This window comes from Rhizobium sp. RHZ02 (assembly GCF_014851575.1).
Lineage (GTDB): Bacteria > Pseudomonadota > Alphaproteobacteria > Rhizobiales > Rhizobiaceae > Rhizobium > Rhizobium altiplani.
The window spans coordinates 270,627-285,605 of sequence record NZ_JACUZX010000002.1; the positions used below are offsets into that span (position 1 = coordinate 270,627).

Sequence of the window (14,979 nt, forward strand, 5' to 3'; positions counted from 1 at the left end):
ACTTCCGACGATTCGGTGCTGGCTCTCTCGGCGCCGCCAAACAACGGATCGCATGAGTGTTATAATCAATTTCAATATGTTAGCTTATGCAATGTATCTTCTTTCCTGCGATGGTTTCGAGGAGAAATGCGATTTATTTCGACACTATCGAATGTGTCGCTTGCCAAATACACGATCATTGTATAACAAATTTACATCTTTTGCGACCTGATGTGTCGCTAGCACTTGCAGGGGAGGACTGGTCCGGTGGTTAGCTTGGATTCGCCTATCACAATCGTTCGGCCGCATCTGATCGAGTTCGGTGTCGGTACGGCGGAGCGGCTCGGCAAGTGGGCCGGCGAGAAGGGTTATCGCCGGACTCTCGTCATTTCCGACGCCTTCAATGCGACGCGGGTCGATGCGCTTGCCCTCAAGGGTGAGGTCACGGTGTTTGCCGATGTGACGCCCGAGCCCGACATTACCAATCTCGACAAGGTGCTGGCGGCGGCGAACGCGGCGGATGCGCAGCTTGTGGTCGGCTTCGGCGGCGGGAGCGCCATGGATCTTGCCAAGCTCGCAGCTGTTCTCGCCGGCTCATCGCAAACGCTTCATGACGTCGTAGGACCGAACAAGGTCCACGGACCGCGCCGCGTTGCTCTGGCGCAGGTGCCGACCACATCAGGCACGGGAAGCGAGGCCGGCATCAGAGCTCTGGTCACAGACCCGAAGACGATGGCGAAGCTCGCCGTCGAAAGCATGCACATGTTGGCCGATATCGCGGTTGTCGACCCGGCGCTTACCTTCAGCGTGCCTGCGCGCACGACCGCAGCGACGGGCGTCGATGCCATGGCACATTGTGTCGAGGCATTCACCAATCGCAAGGCGCATCCGATGATTGATCTCTACGCCATCGAGGGTACGCGGTTGGTCGGAAAGTATCTCGCGCGGGCGGTCAAGGACGGATCCGACGCCGAGGCGCGTGCGGGCCTGTCGCTTGCCTCGCTCTATGGCGGCTTCTGTCTTGGCCCGGTCAATACGGCTGGCGGCCATGCACTCGCCTATCCGCTCGGTACACGCTGGCATGTCGCGCATGGCGCGGCAAACGCCCTGATCTTTCCGCATGTTCTCGCATTCAACACCCCGGCCGTGCCCGCAAAGACCCGTGCCGTCATGGACGCGCTTGGTCGCGAGACCTCCGACGAGATCGCGTCGGTGTTCGATGCCGCCTACTCCTTCTGCGCCGAACTCGGGATTGAGATGAAACTCTCCTGCCTCGGCGTTCCGGAAAGCGATCTGGATGCGATGGCCGAGGATGCCTTTGCCATCCGCCGCCTGCTCGACAATAATCCGCGCGACCTGTCGCGCGCCGATATCCGCTCGATCTACGAAGCCGCCTTCTAAGGCGCGCTTCCATTCAAAGAGGACCGTGAGTGATGGACAGAAATGCGAAAGTCGCCGTGACGCTCGGCGATCCGGCGGGCGTCGGCCCCGAGGTGATCGTCAAGGCGCTCGCCACGATGCCGGAACAGGAGCGGCGCGATTTCGTCATCGTCGGTAACACGGAGGCGCTCGAGCGCGCCAATCGAACGGCAGCAACCGGACTTTCCTTTGCGCCGGCGGATGCAGCGGTCGCCGGCAAGATTGCCGTCGACGAGGTGGACCTCGGCGCACCGTTACCGGAGATCGGCAAGGTGAGCCCCGTGGCGGGCGATGCCTCGGTTCGCTACATCAGCCGCGCGGTCGATCTTGCGATGTCGGGCGACGCCGATGTCATCGTCACCGCGCCGATCAATAAGGAAGCAATGAACCTTGCTGGCCACCACTATGATGGTCACACCGGCCTGCTGGCGCACCTGACGGGCTCCAAGAGCTCGTTCATGCTGCTCGCCTCGGAGCGGCTGAACACCATCCATGTCTCGACCCATATTTCGCTGAAGGGCGCGATCGAGCGCGCGAGGACCGAGCGCGTGCTGGCGACGATCGAGGCAGGCCACAACCACTTCATGCGCCTTGGCAAGAAGGCGCGCATTGCGGTCGCGGGCCTCAATCCGCACTGCGGCGAAAACGGTCTGTTTGGCACCGAGGATACCGAGTTCCTGGCCCCGGCCGTCGAGCTGGCGCAGGCGAAGGGGATCGATGTCGTTGGTCCGATCTCGGCGGATACGGTCTTTGCCCGTGCCTATAACGGCGCCTTCGATCTCGTCATCGCGCAGTATCACGATCAAGGCCATATCCCGATCAAGCTCATTGCCTTCGACACGGCGGTCAACGTCTCGCTCGGCTTGCCGATCGATCGCGTGTCGGTCGACCACGGGACGGCCTTCGATATTGCCGGAACGGGCAAGGCCAACCACGTGAATATGCTCTCGGCCATTGCCTATGCGCGGCTGATGGCGCGGTCTCCACGCCGACGGGCGGCTTAACGCTTCGGGTGCTTGTTGCATTGTCAGCGGCGCAGCGTTGCGCCGCCTGCCGCTTTGCTCGTTGGAGGAAATGAGCGATGGAAAAGACTGTTGTCATTCTCGGTGGCGAACTGGCGCCGGAAGGTCGCTCGCTTCTGGAAGAGGCCGGAGCAAGCGTCATTGCCACACCGCCCTATATCGACCGGCAAGCCGTTATCGAAACAATGAAGGCCCACCGACCGGATGCCGTCATCGTGCGATTGCTGGCCGATCTTCTTAGTTCGGAGGAAATGCAGGCGGGCGGAAAGCTCCGGCACATCGCCAAGCACGGCGTCGGGACGAATGACATCGATGTGAAGGCAGCCACTGCGCTCGGCATTCCGGTGTCGATGGCTACGGGCAGCAACGGGCACTCCGTTGCCGAGCATGCGCTCGCGCTGATCATGGCGCTGGTCAAGGATCTGCCGCGCCAGGACGCGCTGATCCGGGACGGCATCTGGGACAAGAACCAGTACAAGGGACGCGAGCTGCGCGGCCAGCGGCTTGGCCTCGTCGGTTTCGGCTTCATCGGCCAGACGCTGGCGAAAATGGCCGGCGCGATCGGCATGAGCGTCTCAGCCTTCGATCCGCACGCGCCGGACAGCGCCTTTGGCGATGAGGTCAGCCGCGAAACAGATCTCGATACGCTTCTTGCGGACTCCGATATCGTCAGTTTGCACTGTTGACACCTGAGACGCAAGACCTGATCGACGCCCGCCGCATCGGCCTGATGAAACAAGGTGCGTTCCTGATCAACACGGCGCGGGGCGAAGTCGTCGATGAGAAGGCATTGGTCGCTGCCCTCGAAGATGGGCACCTCGCCGGAGCCGGTCTCGACAGTTTCGCCGTCGAGCCGCCGGGCATCGACAATCCCCTGTTAGAGCTTTCGAACACGCTCGTCACGCCACATGTCGCGGGCGTGACGCTCGACGCGAAACGCGCCGTTTCCATCATGTCGGCCGAGAACGTGCTTGCCGCGCTCGACGGTGTGACGCTTCACCCGCGCTTTCTGGCGCGCTGACCCGGCGGCCCGGTGCCGGCAAATAATGGAGTAAGCCATGGGCGGGACATCCGACATCCGCTATGCGCCGGATAGGCTGCGCCAATTTGCACGGGCGGTGTTTGCCGCTGCCGGGCTCGAGGAGGAGAAAGCGGCCGCCGTCGCCCACTATCTCCTCGAAGCCGATCTGATGGGACACACGACGCATGGTTTGGCATTGGCCGGCTGGTATCTCCAAAGTATCGCCGATGGCGTGATGAAGCGCGAAGGTCTGCCGGAGGTGGTCTCCGACCGCGGGCCGGCCATTGCGTGGCAGGGGCAGCGCCTGCCCGGTGCCTGGCTGACATCGGAGGCGGTGAAGCTTGCCTGCGAGCGTGCGGCGACCTACGGCACGGCGACGATCGCAATCGCCGACAGCCATCACATCGGTTGCCTTGCCGCATATCTCACCATCGCGACCGATCGCGGCTATATGGTCAGCATCGCAAGTTCCAGTCCATCGGGGGCGCAGGTCGCGCCCTTCGGCGGGCGAAAGGGCATCTACACGCCGAATCCCGTCGCCCATGGCATTCCGACGCCCGGCGATCCGATCCTGATCGATATCAGCGCCTCGATCACGACGGTCAACATGGCGCAACGTCTGGTCCGCGAGGGCCGACAATATGATCATGCGTGGCTGATGGACGAGAACGGCGAGCCCAGCCGTGATCCGCGAGTGATCGAACGCGGTGGCACGCTTATGCCGGTCGGAGGGCTCGATCATGGCCAGAAGGGCTATGGCATGGCGCTTCATGTCGAAGCCTTCACCCAAGGTCTTTCAGGGCTTGGCCGCGTCGACGGGCTGAAGGGTACCAATGCTGCTGTCACCGTCCAGGTTTTCGATCCTGACGCATTTGGGGGTCGCGATGCCTTTCTGCGGCAGACCGGCTGGCTCGCCGATGCGTGTCGCAGCAATCCGCCGCGACCCGGCGTTGCCCGCGTTCGGCTGCCCGGGGAAAACGGCCTGGCGCGCAAACGCTCTGCCCTGGCGGATGGGGTCGCCCTGCACTCCAACATCATGGCATCGCTCGCGTCCCATGCCGAGCGGCTCGGCGTCGCAATGCCCTAGCTTCGGGGCCAACGCTCATCTGGAACAAAAGCACGTGGAGAGTTCGATCGAGCCGTTTCGATCACCGCTCACAGCCGCTAAGTGTTTACAAAGCGTAAACAGTCGGAGGGATGAGGTGAGAAGTTTTGCAGCAGGTCTGACCGCAGCTCATTTGGAGCAAATGCTCGCACCCTACATCGCCGACCGGCAAGGTGAAGCGGATCGCGGCAATGCCGAGCGTGGTGACGAGCGCGAAACCGCCCCAACCAAGAAAGGCGCGGAGGATGCCTGGACATCGCCTCGCAACTAAATTCCGCTGGCCGTTTTTCGAGATCCGAGAACCGACGACTTTGGCGCGGCCGAACGTCGGGTTTTTGCTGCCCGGCGATCTCGCCAAGCCCCAGCACGCATTTCTAATGTCTTGAAAACACAAGCGATCGTCAGGCCAAAGCCTGAAAAAAGATCACTTGTTAGAAGGAAATTTGGAGCGGGCGAAGGGATTTGAACCCTCGACCCCAACCTTGGCAAGGTTGTGCTCTACCCCTGAGCTACACCCGCTCAATCCGCATCGGTCCGGGGTAGTTGTGAGGACCGTGGGCGCCACCTTGCGGCGACGGGCGCTATATCGCCCAAACGATTTTCAAATGCAACAGGGAAATGACGGAAATTCGAAGAAAAATTTGCCTGCCTCGTTCGGAGACATCGGAAGTGCCGCAAATGCAGGGCAAAGCGTCGACCGGGAGCGTTGCAAAAGATGATGGCGGGACGTAATCAGGCATGCATCCACTTTCCCGACCGCATGGATTTTCCGATGACCGACGAGACGCCGAAGACGAGAGACGACCTTTTTGCCTTTCTTGATGGCTTGGATATCAAGCACAGCACCAAAAACCATGCGCCTGTCTTTACGGTTGCCGAATCGGTCGCACTGCGTGACGAGATCCCCGGCGGCCACACGAAAAACCTCTTCGTCAAAGACAAAAAGGATCAGTTCTTCCTGCTGACGGTTGAAGAAAATGCGACTGTAGATCTGAAGACGGTGCACACGCTGATCGGCGCCGCCAGCAAGGTCTCCTTCGGAAAGCCGGAAAGGCTGATGGAGTATCTTGGGGTTGCGCCCGGTTCGGTCACGGCCTTTGGGGCCATCAATGACACCGGTGGAAATGTGACGTTCGTTCTCGATGCCGATCTGATGAAGGACGAGATCATCAATTGCCACCCACTGTCCAATGATGCAACGACTTCGATTGCAAGCGGAGATCTTATTCGCTTTATGGAAGCGACGGGACATAAGCCGCTTGTCTTGAAAGTGACGTCCTGACATACGATTTTAGCGCTAGAAAAGCCGGCTGACCGGCACGGCGGGAGATATCCATGAGCGGCAACGACAATCCTTACAGCAATTCCTTTGGCCAGATGACGGCAACGGCGAATTATGGGGCGGCCCCGGCTGCGGGCGCGGGCGGTTACATCAAGGATACGACGACCGCGAATTTCGCGAAGGATGTCATCGAGGAATCTCGCAACCAGCCGGTTCTGGTCGATTTCTGGGCACCGTGGTGTGGTCCCTGCAAGCAGCTGACCCCAGTGCTGGAAAAGGTCGTCAATGAAGCGCAAGGGCGCGTCAAGCTGGTCAAGATGAACATCGATGACCATCCGTCGATCGCAGGCCAGCTTGGTATCCAGTCGATTCCGGCCGTAATCGCCTTCGTCGGCGGTCGTCCCGCCGATGGTTTCATGGGCGCTGTGCCGGAGAGCCAGATCAACCAGTTCATCGATCGGATCGCCGGTCCGGCCGGCGCCGACCAGGCGGCCGAAATCGAAGGCGTCCTCAAGGAGGCGAACGAGTTGTTGGCATCGGGCGATATCAATGGTGCCGCACAGCTTTACGGCGCCGTCATGCAGGCCGATCCCGAGAATGCGAAGGCTTTGGCGGGAATGGCCGAATGCATGATTGCCGCAAACCAGCACGAGCGTGCGCGCGAGGCGCTGACTGACCTGCCTGAGGAGATGGCGAAGGACCCGGCGATCCAGGCTGTATCGACGAAGCTCGATCAGATCGAGGAGGCGCGCAAGCTTGGTGATCCCGTCGCTCTGGAGCAGGACCTAGCGCGAAATCCCGACGATCATGAGGCCCGCCTGAAGCTTGCCAAAATCCGCAACGTCGAGGGTCGGCGCGAAGAATCGGCAGAGCATCTGCTTTATATCATGCGCAAGGACCGCGCTTTCGACGACGATGGCGCTCGCCGGCAACTGCTGCAGTTCTTCGACGTCTGGGGCTTCAAGGATCCTGCGACGGTTTCGGCACGGCGCAAGCTCTCGGCCATGCTATTTTCGTAATTCGGGCTTCAAGTTTCGATCGCCCGCCCTTGCGTTTTCGGGGGCGGGCCCCACATTCCCGATTGTGCGGGCGCATCCTGTCGCGCCCGCGGGTGACGCAGGACCAGTCTCTATGCAAGTGGGGAATGCACGATACTTAAAGCCCGGTGATCTGCCCGACACGATCGCTGTCTTTCCGCTTGGCGGTGCGCTTCTGTTGCCCACAGGCCAGCTACCCCTCAATATCTTCGAGCCGCGTTATCTCGCGATGTTCGACGCCGCTTTGTCGGGAAATCGACTGATCGGCATGGTCCAGCCCGCGTTGGGGGACCAGGAAGGGCAGGGCGAGGTTCTGGCCCCGGTTGGCTGCCTTGGACGCATTACATCCTTCGCCGAAACAGGGGATGGTCGCTACATCGTTTCCCTCACCGGCATCTGCCGTTTTCGCCTTCTAGAGGAGCGCGAGACGCACAATCCGTTCCGGACCTTCCGCATAGCACCGTTCATTGCCGATCTCTCGGCACGCGATGAGGAGGACGCTGTCGATCGCGCCGCGCTTCTGGCTGCTTTCAAGGCCTATCTCGATGCAAACAAGCTCGAGGCCGATTGGGAAAGCGTCGAGCGCGCCAGCAACCTGACGCTCGTCAATTCGCTGGCAATGATGTCACCCTTCGGGCCTGCCGAGAAGCAGGCGCTCCTGGAGGCGCCCGACCTAAAGACACGAGCGGAAACGCTGATCGCGATCACCGAGATCGTGCTGGCGCGTGTCTTCGGTGACTCGGACACCGTTCTGCAGTAAAACGGATTCATGGACGAAAAACTCAGCCGCGTTGATCCGAAGCTTCTCGAACTGTTGGTATGCCCCCTGACAAAGGGTCGGCTAACATATGACCGCGAGCACAATGAACTCGTGTCGGAGAAGGCGCGCCTCGCCTATCCGATCCGTGATGGCATTCCGATCATGCTGGTCTCGGAGGCCCGTGGACTGGACGACTGACTAGATCGTCTGTCCTGCGAGCAGGCGAGGATTGTCCTTGGCTGTGGTGCCGGCCGCCTGGCCGATGAAGAACGACTTCAGGCCGGGAAGCCGATCGACGATGCCGAGGCCGAAATCGCGGGCGATGCGCAGCGGCGCCAGGTCATTCGAGAAGAGCCGATTGAGTACGTCGGTCGTGACGCCCATACGGAAGGTGTCAAAGCGGCGCCATGCCTGATAGCGCTCGAGAATGTTGATCGAGCCGATATCAAGGCCAAGCCGGTCGGCCTCGACAACGGTTTCGGCAAGGGCTGCGACATCCTTGAAGCCGAGGTTCAGGCCCTGGCCGGAAATCGGATGGATGCCGTGAGCCGCATCGCCGGCGAGCGCCACACGCGGAGCGACGAATGCCCGCGCCAGCGTCAATCCGAGCGGGAAGGCGCGCTTGTCACCGACAGTTCTCAACGTGCCAAGCTTGTGACCGAAGCGGCGCTCCAGTTCCTCTTCAAAGATGAGATCGTCGGACGTGACCAGACGGTTTGCTTCCGGCGTTGGCTCCGTCCAGACGAGCGAAGAGCGGTTTCCTTTCAGCGGCAGGATCGCAAACGGGCCAGACGGAAGGAAATGCTCTTCGGCGCAGCCGTGATGCGGACGCTCATGCTCGACTGTTGTGACAATTCCCGACTGACCATAGTCCCAGGACACGGTCTTGATGCCTGCCAGATCCCTTAAGTGTGAGCGGACGCCGTCGCAGGCGACAACAAGTCGGGCTTCCAACACGCTGCCATCCGAGGCGGTGACGGTTGCGTGCGTATCTTCCACGGAGAGACCGGTTGCGCTGAAGCCGTGGTGAATTTCGATGCCAAGGCGCTCGCATGCGCCCCGCAGCGCCCGGACGAGCGTGACATTCGAAATCATGTGCGCGAAGGGCCGTCCATCCTCCACTTCGCCATCGAAGGTCAGGAAAACCGGCCGTACGGGATCTGCGGTTTTCGAATCGGTAACGATCATCTTGGTGATCGGCTGCGCCTCGGGCTCGATCTCATCCCAGATGCCGAAAACCTCGAGCATCCGGGTGGCGGCGGCGATAATCGCCGAGGCACGCATGTCCTTCTGCCAGACGCCCGCAGGTGCTGCCTCGACGACCACGATATCGAGATGAGGTGCTGCCTGCTTGACCGCTACGGCCGCGGAAAGACCGACATAACCCGCGCCTACAACCAGCATGTCCCGCATGGAGTTCCGTTCCGTTTCTTGTGAATATCGTATTGATCTATATAGATCATCGCTGCCGCACTTCCTACCGTCCGGAGCTAAACAAAATGACGCGTGACACCGAAAAACCGACTGCGATGGAGACGCTGCTTTCCACGCTGGACCTTGAACCGATCGAGGTCGACATCTTTCGTGGACGCAGCCCGCAGGTTGGTTGGCAGCGTGTTTTTGGCGGTCAGGTGATCGCGCAGGCGCTGATGGCAGCACAGCGCACGGTGGCGCGCGACCGCATTGTACATTCGCTGCACGCCTATTTCATGCGCCCTGGCGATCCTTCGGTGCCGATCGTCTATCAGGTCGAGCGGATTCGCGATGGGTCGAGTTTCAATACACGCCGCGCCGTCGCCATCCAGCATGGAGAGGCGATATTCGCTCTCTCTGCCTCATTCCAGATCGAGGAGCCCGGCTTCGGCCACCAGATCCTCATGCCGGATGTTCCCGCTCCTGAGAAGCTGCTCGATGAACGGCAGATCGCAGCACAGTTTCTTGCCAACGCGCCGGCACCGATTCGCAAATATTGGGAGCGTGAACGGCCGATCGAGATCCGGCCGATATCGCTGACGCATTATTTCTCGGATGAGAAGCTCGATCCGGTTCAGCATGTCTGGGTGCGGGCGACGGGGCCGGTTCCCGACGATCGCTATTATCAGGCGGCGATCCTGGCTTATCTTTCCGACATGACCCTGCTCGATACATCGCTTTATCCGCATGGAACGTCGATCTTCGATCAGACGATCCAGGTTGCGAGCCTCGATCACTCGATGTGGTTCCATCGGCCAACCAAACTCGACGATTGGCTTCTTTATACGCAGGACAGTCCTTCGGCTTCCGGCGCGAGGGGCCTCACTCGCGGTAGCTTGTTTACGAGGGACGGTACCCTGATTGCGTCGGTGGCGCAGGAGGGGCTGATTCGTAAAAGGGCAAATGAATAAATTGTAGGCACATTTGTTCATTTGGGTATTTTTTGAGCGATTATCGGGCAGTCATTTGCCTGTTTATTAGTGCCGCTTTATATAACCATTATATTTCAATAGGTTAGCTTCCTCGTGGGAATCTGGCACGCTCCTTGAATGTATATCCCCGGTCGCTGTTCGTGAACGTCAGCGGCAAGGAGAGTCGGCTCCGCGCCGAGGATAACGAAGGATGGGAAACCAGATGAAAATTGTGATGGCCATTATCAAGCCGTTCAAGCTGGACGAGGTGCGCGAAGCCCTCACGGCGATCGGCATCCAGGGCCTGACCGTGACCGAAGTGAAGGGCTACGGGCGCCAGAAGGGGCATACTGAGATTTATCGCGGCACTGAATATGCGGTGAGCTTCCTGCCGAAGCTCAAGATCGAAATCGCGGTTGCTTCCGAACTCGTCGACAAGGCCGTTGAGGCCATCGTGTCATCCGCCAAGACCGGCCAGATCGGCGATGGCAAGATCTTCGTTTATTCGATCGACCATGCCGTGCGCATCCGCACCGGCGAAACCGACACAGAAGCGCTGTAAGAGCGGCAGAGCAAGGGAGCCTCTTTCAATGTCAATCTCGAAATTTTCCTCCACATATGCGCGGCTTGCTGCTGCGCCTGCCGCGCTGCTCGCGCCGGTTGCCGCCTTCGCGCAGGATGCCGCCACGACCGCTGCGCCTGCTGCCGTCGCTGCTGCTCCTGCGATGACGGTCGACAAGGGCGACAACACGTGGATGCTCATCTCCACCGTGCTTGTCCTGCTGATGACAATTCCGGGCCTCGCCCTGTTCTACGGTGGCCTCGTCCGCGCCAAGAACATGCTTTCCGTTCTCATGCAGGTCTTCATGATCACGGCCGTGGTCATGATCATCTGGGTTACCTACGGCTATTCGCTGGCCTTTACGGACGGCGGTTCGCTCAACAGCTTCGTCGGCGGCTTCTCGAAGGCATTCCTTGCAGGCGTCGACACGACCACCCTGTCAGAGACCTTTACGAAGGGCGTTGCAATTCCCGAGCTGACCTTCGTTTGCTTCCAGATGACCTTCGCCTGCATCACGCCAGCCCTGATCGTCGGCGCCTTTGCCGAGCGCATCAAGTTCTCGGCCGTCATGCTGTTCGTGGTTCTGTGGGTCACTTTCGTCTACTTTCCGATGGCACACATGGTCTGGTTCTGGGGTGGCCCAAGCTCCTACACTTCGCCGTCTGGCCTGATCTTCTCCTACGGAGCGCTCGACTTCGCCGGCGGCACGGTCGTCCACATCAATGCCGGTATTGCCGGTCTGATCGGCGCCATCATGCTCGGCAAGCGCACGGGCTATAAGAAGGAAATCATGGCACCGCACTCCATGACCCTCACGATGGTCGGTGCTTCGCTTCTGTGGGTCGGCTGGTTCGGCTTCAATGCCGGATCGAACCTCGAAGCAAATGCCTACGCCTCGCTCGCGATGATCAACACCTTTGTCGCAACGGCTGCTGCCGCTGTGTCCTGGTGCCTCGTTGAAAACTTCACCCGCGGCAAGGCTTCAATGCTCGGTGCAGCTTCGGGCGCTGTCGCTGGTCTCGTTGCCGTTACCCCGGCAGCTGGCTTCGCCGGCCCAATGGGTTCGATCGTTCTCGGCCTCATCGTCTCGCCGGTCTGCTACTTCTTCGTTGACGTCGTGAAGAACAAGTTCAACTACGACGACTCGCTCGATGTCTTCGGTGTTCACTGCATCGGTGGTATCCTCGGCGCCATCGGCACCGGTATCCTGGTCAACCCGGCACTCGGCGGCGCAGGCATTGTCGATTACTCGACGGCCGATTTCGCCGCCGGCTATCCGGGCACGGCGACGCAGGTCTTCGCTCAGCTGAAGGGCGTCCTGACAACGATCGCATGGTCGGGTATCGGTTCCCTGATCCTCTACAAGATCGTTGATGTCGTTATCGGTCTGCGCGTCTCTGTTGAAGCCGAGCGCGAAGGTCTCGACCTTTCGACCCACGGCGAAGCCGCTTACCACGCGTAATCAAGGCATTGCGGCGCTGGCGCAAGCCGGCGCCGCTGAACAGCCCGTCGCGGCCTATTCATCCGAATAGACCGCTCTTGGCCCGGACCTCCATAGGTTCGGGCTTTTTTATTTTCCGCTGCAAGATGTGGGGGCGGCATGGTTAATACCGCTTTAACTGTCCTCTGATTAGGTGGGGCGAAGGTACTGAGCGCAGACGCTTGGCGATTCGAACGCTCTCACGCATTGGACGGGTACACACATGGCAAGAAGCACATCGCCAGCAATGGATGGCCGGCCGGACCGTTTTTCCCTCTCGGGTTTCATGTTCCGGCAGGCGCAGACCCTTTTTGGCTTCGCCATCTTCCTGCTGCTCGCATTGGCGGTCGCAGCGCTCGCGACCTGGAACGTCGCGGACCCGAGCTATTCCTATGCGACCGGGAACCAACCGACGAACATCCTGGGTTATGGCGGCGCCGCGTTCGCCGACATCGCCATGCAATTCTTTGGCCTGGCCAGTGTCGTGGCGCTTCTGCCGGTTGTCGCTTGGGCTCTCGCTCTGATCTCAGGCAGGCGTTTCAGCCGCATTCCCGCGCGCGCCGCAGCTTGGGGCTTGGGTTCCGTGCTCTCCTCCGCCGTTATTGGCTGCTTCCCGCCACCACTCACCTGGCCGATCCCGAATGGCATCGGCGGCGTTATTGGCGATATGATCCTGCGGTTTCCTGCCTTGTTCGTCGGTGCCTATCCGACGGGCGCTTTTGCGACCGCCGTCGGTTGCGTGTTCGCTGTCCCGACCGTCTGGATGATGCTGTTTGCTGCCGGCATCGTCGGTCGCAGCGAGGACGATGAAGAGGAGGCCGAGGAAGCCTACGCAAGCACTCGCTCCAAGCTGCGCTCGGTCGGCGACGAAGATGAAGATGACGATGAAGGCGGCTGGCTTGCCTTCGGTGCGCTGACGCACGCCTGGTACATGAGCCAGGCCCGAATGCGCCGGCTGCTCGGCATGGGTCCGCGCAAGCGCCGGCAGGATGATTTCGAGTCGCCGTACGACTTCAACGACGACGAGTTTGGCAAGCTGAACGAACCGGTTCGCGCAAAGGCGCCGGCCGGGCGCGGCGATCGCATGGAGCCATCAATGGAGCCGCGCGCTGCCTCGCAGCGCCGCATTGTTTCTACGCCGTCCATTTCGTTGAACAATGATGACGATGACGACGATCTGCCGTTCGACGACATGCCGCCGCGGCCGGCCGATATCCTGCCTGATGACGATGACTGGATGATTCGCGCTCCGGCCAAGGCGACCGGGCGCGCGGAACCGCGCGTCGTGCAGCCTCCGGCGCGGCCGAAACCTGGTGCGCGTCTCGAACGGGAGCAGCAGGGATCGTTCATTCGTCCCGAGGGCTTCCAGCTTCCGTCGATGCACCTTCTCGCGGAACCGAAGAATGTCGTGCGAGATTCAACACTATCTGCCGACGCGCTGGAACAGAATGCGCGCATGCTCGAGGGCGTGCTCGAGGATTTCGGCGTCAAGGGCGAGATCATCCACGTTCGTCCCGGTCCGGTCGTCACGCTTTACGAACTGGAACCTGCGCCTGGCATCAAGTCGTCTCGCGTCATCGGCCTTGCCGACGATATTGCCCGTTCGATGAGCGCGATCGCTGCCCGCGTCGCCGTCGTGCCGGGTCGCAACGCGATCGGCATCGAACTGCCGAACTCCACGCGCGAAACCGTCTATCTGCGTGAACTCATCGCTTCCCGTGACTTCGAGGGCTCCAAGGCCAAGCTTGCCATGGCGCTCGGCAAGACGATCGGCGGCGAGGCCGTGATTGCTGATCTGGCGAAGATGCCGCACTTGCTGGTTGCCGGTACGACCGGTTCCGGTAAGTCGGTCGCCATCAACACCATGATCCTGTCACTGCTCTACCGCATGACGCCGGAGCAGTGCCGCCTGATCATGATCGATCCGAAGATGCTCGAATTGTCCGTCTACGACGGCATTCCGCACCTTCTCTCGCCTGTTGTGACGGATCCGAAGAAGGCAGTCGTTGCGCTCAAGTGGACCGTCCGCGAGATGGAAGAGCGCTACAAGAAGATGTCGAAGATCGGCGTCCGCAATATCGACGGCTTCAACAGCCGCGTCGAGCAGGCGCTTGCCAAGGGCGAGGTGATCTCGCGCACCGTCCAGACCGGTTTCGACCGCCATACCGGCGAAGCGATGTACGAGACGGAAGAGTTCGACCTGCAGCCCATGCCTTACATCGTCGTCATTATCGACGAGATGGCCGACCTGATGATGGTCGCCGGCAAGGATATCGAAGGTGCTGTGCAGCGCCTGGCGCAGATGGCACGCGCGGCCGGCATCCACGTCATCATGGCGACCCAGCGTCCGTCCGTCGATGTCATCACGGGCACGATCAAGGCAAACTTCCCGACGCGCATTTCCTTCCAGGTGACGTCGAAGATCGACAGCCGCACCATCCTCGGAGAGCAGGGCGCCGAGCAACTCCTCGGCATGGGCGACATGCTCTATATGGCCGGCGGCGGGCGCATTCAGCGCGTCCATGGTCCGTTCGTTGCCGATATGGAAGTGGAGGAGATCGTTTCCTATCTGAAGACTCAAGGCTCGCCGCAATATCTCGACGCCATCACCGCCGATGACGACGAAGACGGCGACTACGGCGGCGGTCCGGCAGGGACGTCCAATCTCTCCGATTCCGACGATCCGTACGACCAGGCTGTCGCCATCGTTCTGCGTGACGGAAAGGCGTCAACGTCGTATATTCAGCGTAGACTTGGCATTGGATACAACCGCGCCGCATCACTGATCGAGCGGATGGAGCAGGAAGGCATCATCGGTCCCGCCAACCATGCTGGAAAACGCGAGATCCTGGTTCCGACCGAAGACGATATTCTCGACCGTTGAGGTCGACAGCGATCAAAATGATGCCGGGATCACGGAAACCTGAT

13 protein-coding genes, 1 tRNA gene and 1 pseudogene are annotated in these 14,979 nt (G+C 60.6%); 13 read left to right on the forward strand and 2 right to left on the reverse strand.

Annotated elements, in window-relative coordinates; genetic code table 11:
• Positions 1–246: 246 nt before the first annotated feature.
• The 5 genes and pseudogenes from IB244_RS04125 (at position 247) to IB244_RS04145 (ending at position 4,817) form a co-directional block, all read left to right on the forward strand.
• Positions 247–1,380 (forward strand): iron-containing alcohol dehydrogenase, encoded by a 1,134-nt coding sequence (locus IB244_RS04125; protein WP_113469716.1) that lies wholly within the window; start codon positions 247–249, stop codon positions 1,378–1,380.
• 32 nt (positions 1,381–1,412) lie between these two features.
• Positions 1,413–2,402 carry a 4-hydroxythreonine-4-phosphate dehydrogenase PdxA gene (pdxA, locus tag IB244_RS04130; protein WP_018855849.1) on the forward strand — a complete coding sequence of 330 codons (990 nt, stop codon included), beginning with the start codon at positions 1,413–1,415 and terminating at the stop codon, positions 2,400–2,402.
• A gap of 77 nt (positions 2,403–2,479) precedes the next feature.
• Positions 2,480–3,441 (forward strand): annotated as a pseudogene (locus IB244_RS04135) (hydroxyacid dehydrogenase).
• A 37-nt stretch (positions 3,442–3,478) separates the two neighbouring features.
• A complete protein-coding gene (locus IB244_RS04140) occupies positions 3,479–4,528 on the forward strand; it encodes an Ldh family oxidoreductase (RefSeq protein WP_192303216.1) in 1,050 nt (349 codons plus the stop codon).
• A gap of 115 nt (positions 4,529–4,643) precedes the next feature.
• Positions 4,644–4,817, forward strand: coding sequence for a hypothetical protein (locus IB244_RS04145; RefSeq protein ID WP_162745720.1), 174 nt, complete (start codon positions 4,644–4,646; stop codon positions 4,815–4,817).
• Between the two features lie 173 nt (positions 4,818–4,990).
• On the opposite strand, the gene IB244_RS04150 is transcribed toward IB244_RS04145, so the two are convergent.
• A tRNA-Gly gene (locus IB244_RS04150) sits at positions 4,991–5,065 on the reverse strand.
• 253 nt (positions 5,066–5,318) lie between these two features.
• Here IB244_RS04150 and IB244_RS04155 point away from each other — a divergent pair.
• From IB244_RS04155 to IB244_RS04170, 4 genes are all read left to right on the forward strand, one after another.
• Positions 5,319–5,828 carry a prolyl-tRNA synthetase associated domain-containing protein gene (locus tag IB244_RS04155; protein WP_026371601.1) on the forward strand — a complete coding sequence of 170 codons (510 nt, stop codon included), beginning with the start codon at positions 5,319–5,321 and terminating at the stop codon, positions 5,826–5,828.
• Positions 5,829–5,881: 53 nt separating this feature from the next.
• Positions 5,882–6,847 (forward strand): thioredoxin, encoded by a 966-nt coding sequence (gene trxA, locus IB244_RS04160; protein ID WP_018855844.1) that lies wholly within the window; start codon positions 5,882–5,884, stop codon positions 6,845–6,847.
• 112 nt (positions 6,848–6,959) lie between these two features.
• A complete protein-coding gene (locus IB244_RS04165; RefSeq protein WP_018855843.1) occupies positions 6,960–7,625 on the forward strand; it encodes an LON peptidase substrate-binding domain-containing protein in 666 nt (221 codons plus the stop codon).
• Positions 7,626–7,634: 9 nt separating this feature from the next.
• Positions 7,635–7,823, forward strand: a complete 189-nt coding sequence (locus IB244_RS04170) for a Trm112 family protein (RefSeq protein ID WP_007794429.1) — start codon at positions 7,635–7,637, stop codon at positions 7,821–7,823.
• On the opposite strand, the gene IB244_RS04175 is transcribed toward IB244_RS04170, so the two are convergent.
• Positions 7,824–9,038 carry a ubiquinone biosynthesis hydroxylase gene (locus IB244_RS04175; RefSeq protein ID WP_018855842.1) on the reverse strand — a complete coding sequence of 405 codons (1,215 nt, stop codon included), beginning with the start codon at positions 9,036–9,038 and terminating at the stop codon, positions 7,824–7,826.
• A gap of 86 nt (positions 9,039–9,124) precedes the next feature.
• Between IB244_RS04175 and tesB the strand changes: the two genes are divergently transcribed.
• From tesB to IB244_RS04195, 4 genes are all read left to right on the forward strand, one after another.
• Positions 9,125–10,009 carry an acyl-CoA thioesterase II gene (gene tesB / locus IB244_RS04180; protein WP_018855841.1) on the forward strand — a complete coding sequence of 295 codons (885 nt, stop codon included), beginning with the start codon at positions 9,125–9,127 and terminating at the stop codon, positions 10,007–10,009.
• A 211-nt stretch (positions 10,010–10,220) separates the two neighbouring features.
• A complete protein-coding gene (locus IB244_RS04185; protein WP_018855840.1) occupies positions 10,221–10,571 on the forward strand; it encodes a P-II family nitrogen regulator in 351 nt (116 codons plus the stop codon).
• A gap of 28 nt (positions 10,572–10,599) precedes the next feature.
• Positions 10,600–12,033: an ammonium transporter gene (locus tag IB244_RS04190; RefSeq protein WP_192241916.1), complete on the forward strand. Its 1,434-nt coding sequence runs from the start codon at positions 10,600–10,602 to the stop codon at positions 12,031–12,033.
• Positions 12,034–12,274: 241 nt separating this feature from the next.
• On the forward strand, positions 12,275–14,935 hold the full coding sequence (locus IB244_RS04195; protein ID WP_026371600.1) for an FtsK/SpoIIIE family DNA translocase: 2,661 nt from the start codon (positions 12,275–12,277) through the stop codon (positions 14,933–14,935).
• Positions 14,936–14,979: the final 44 nt, after the last annotated feature.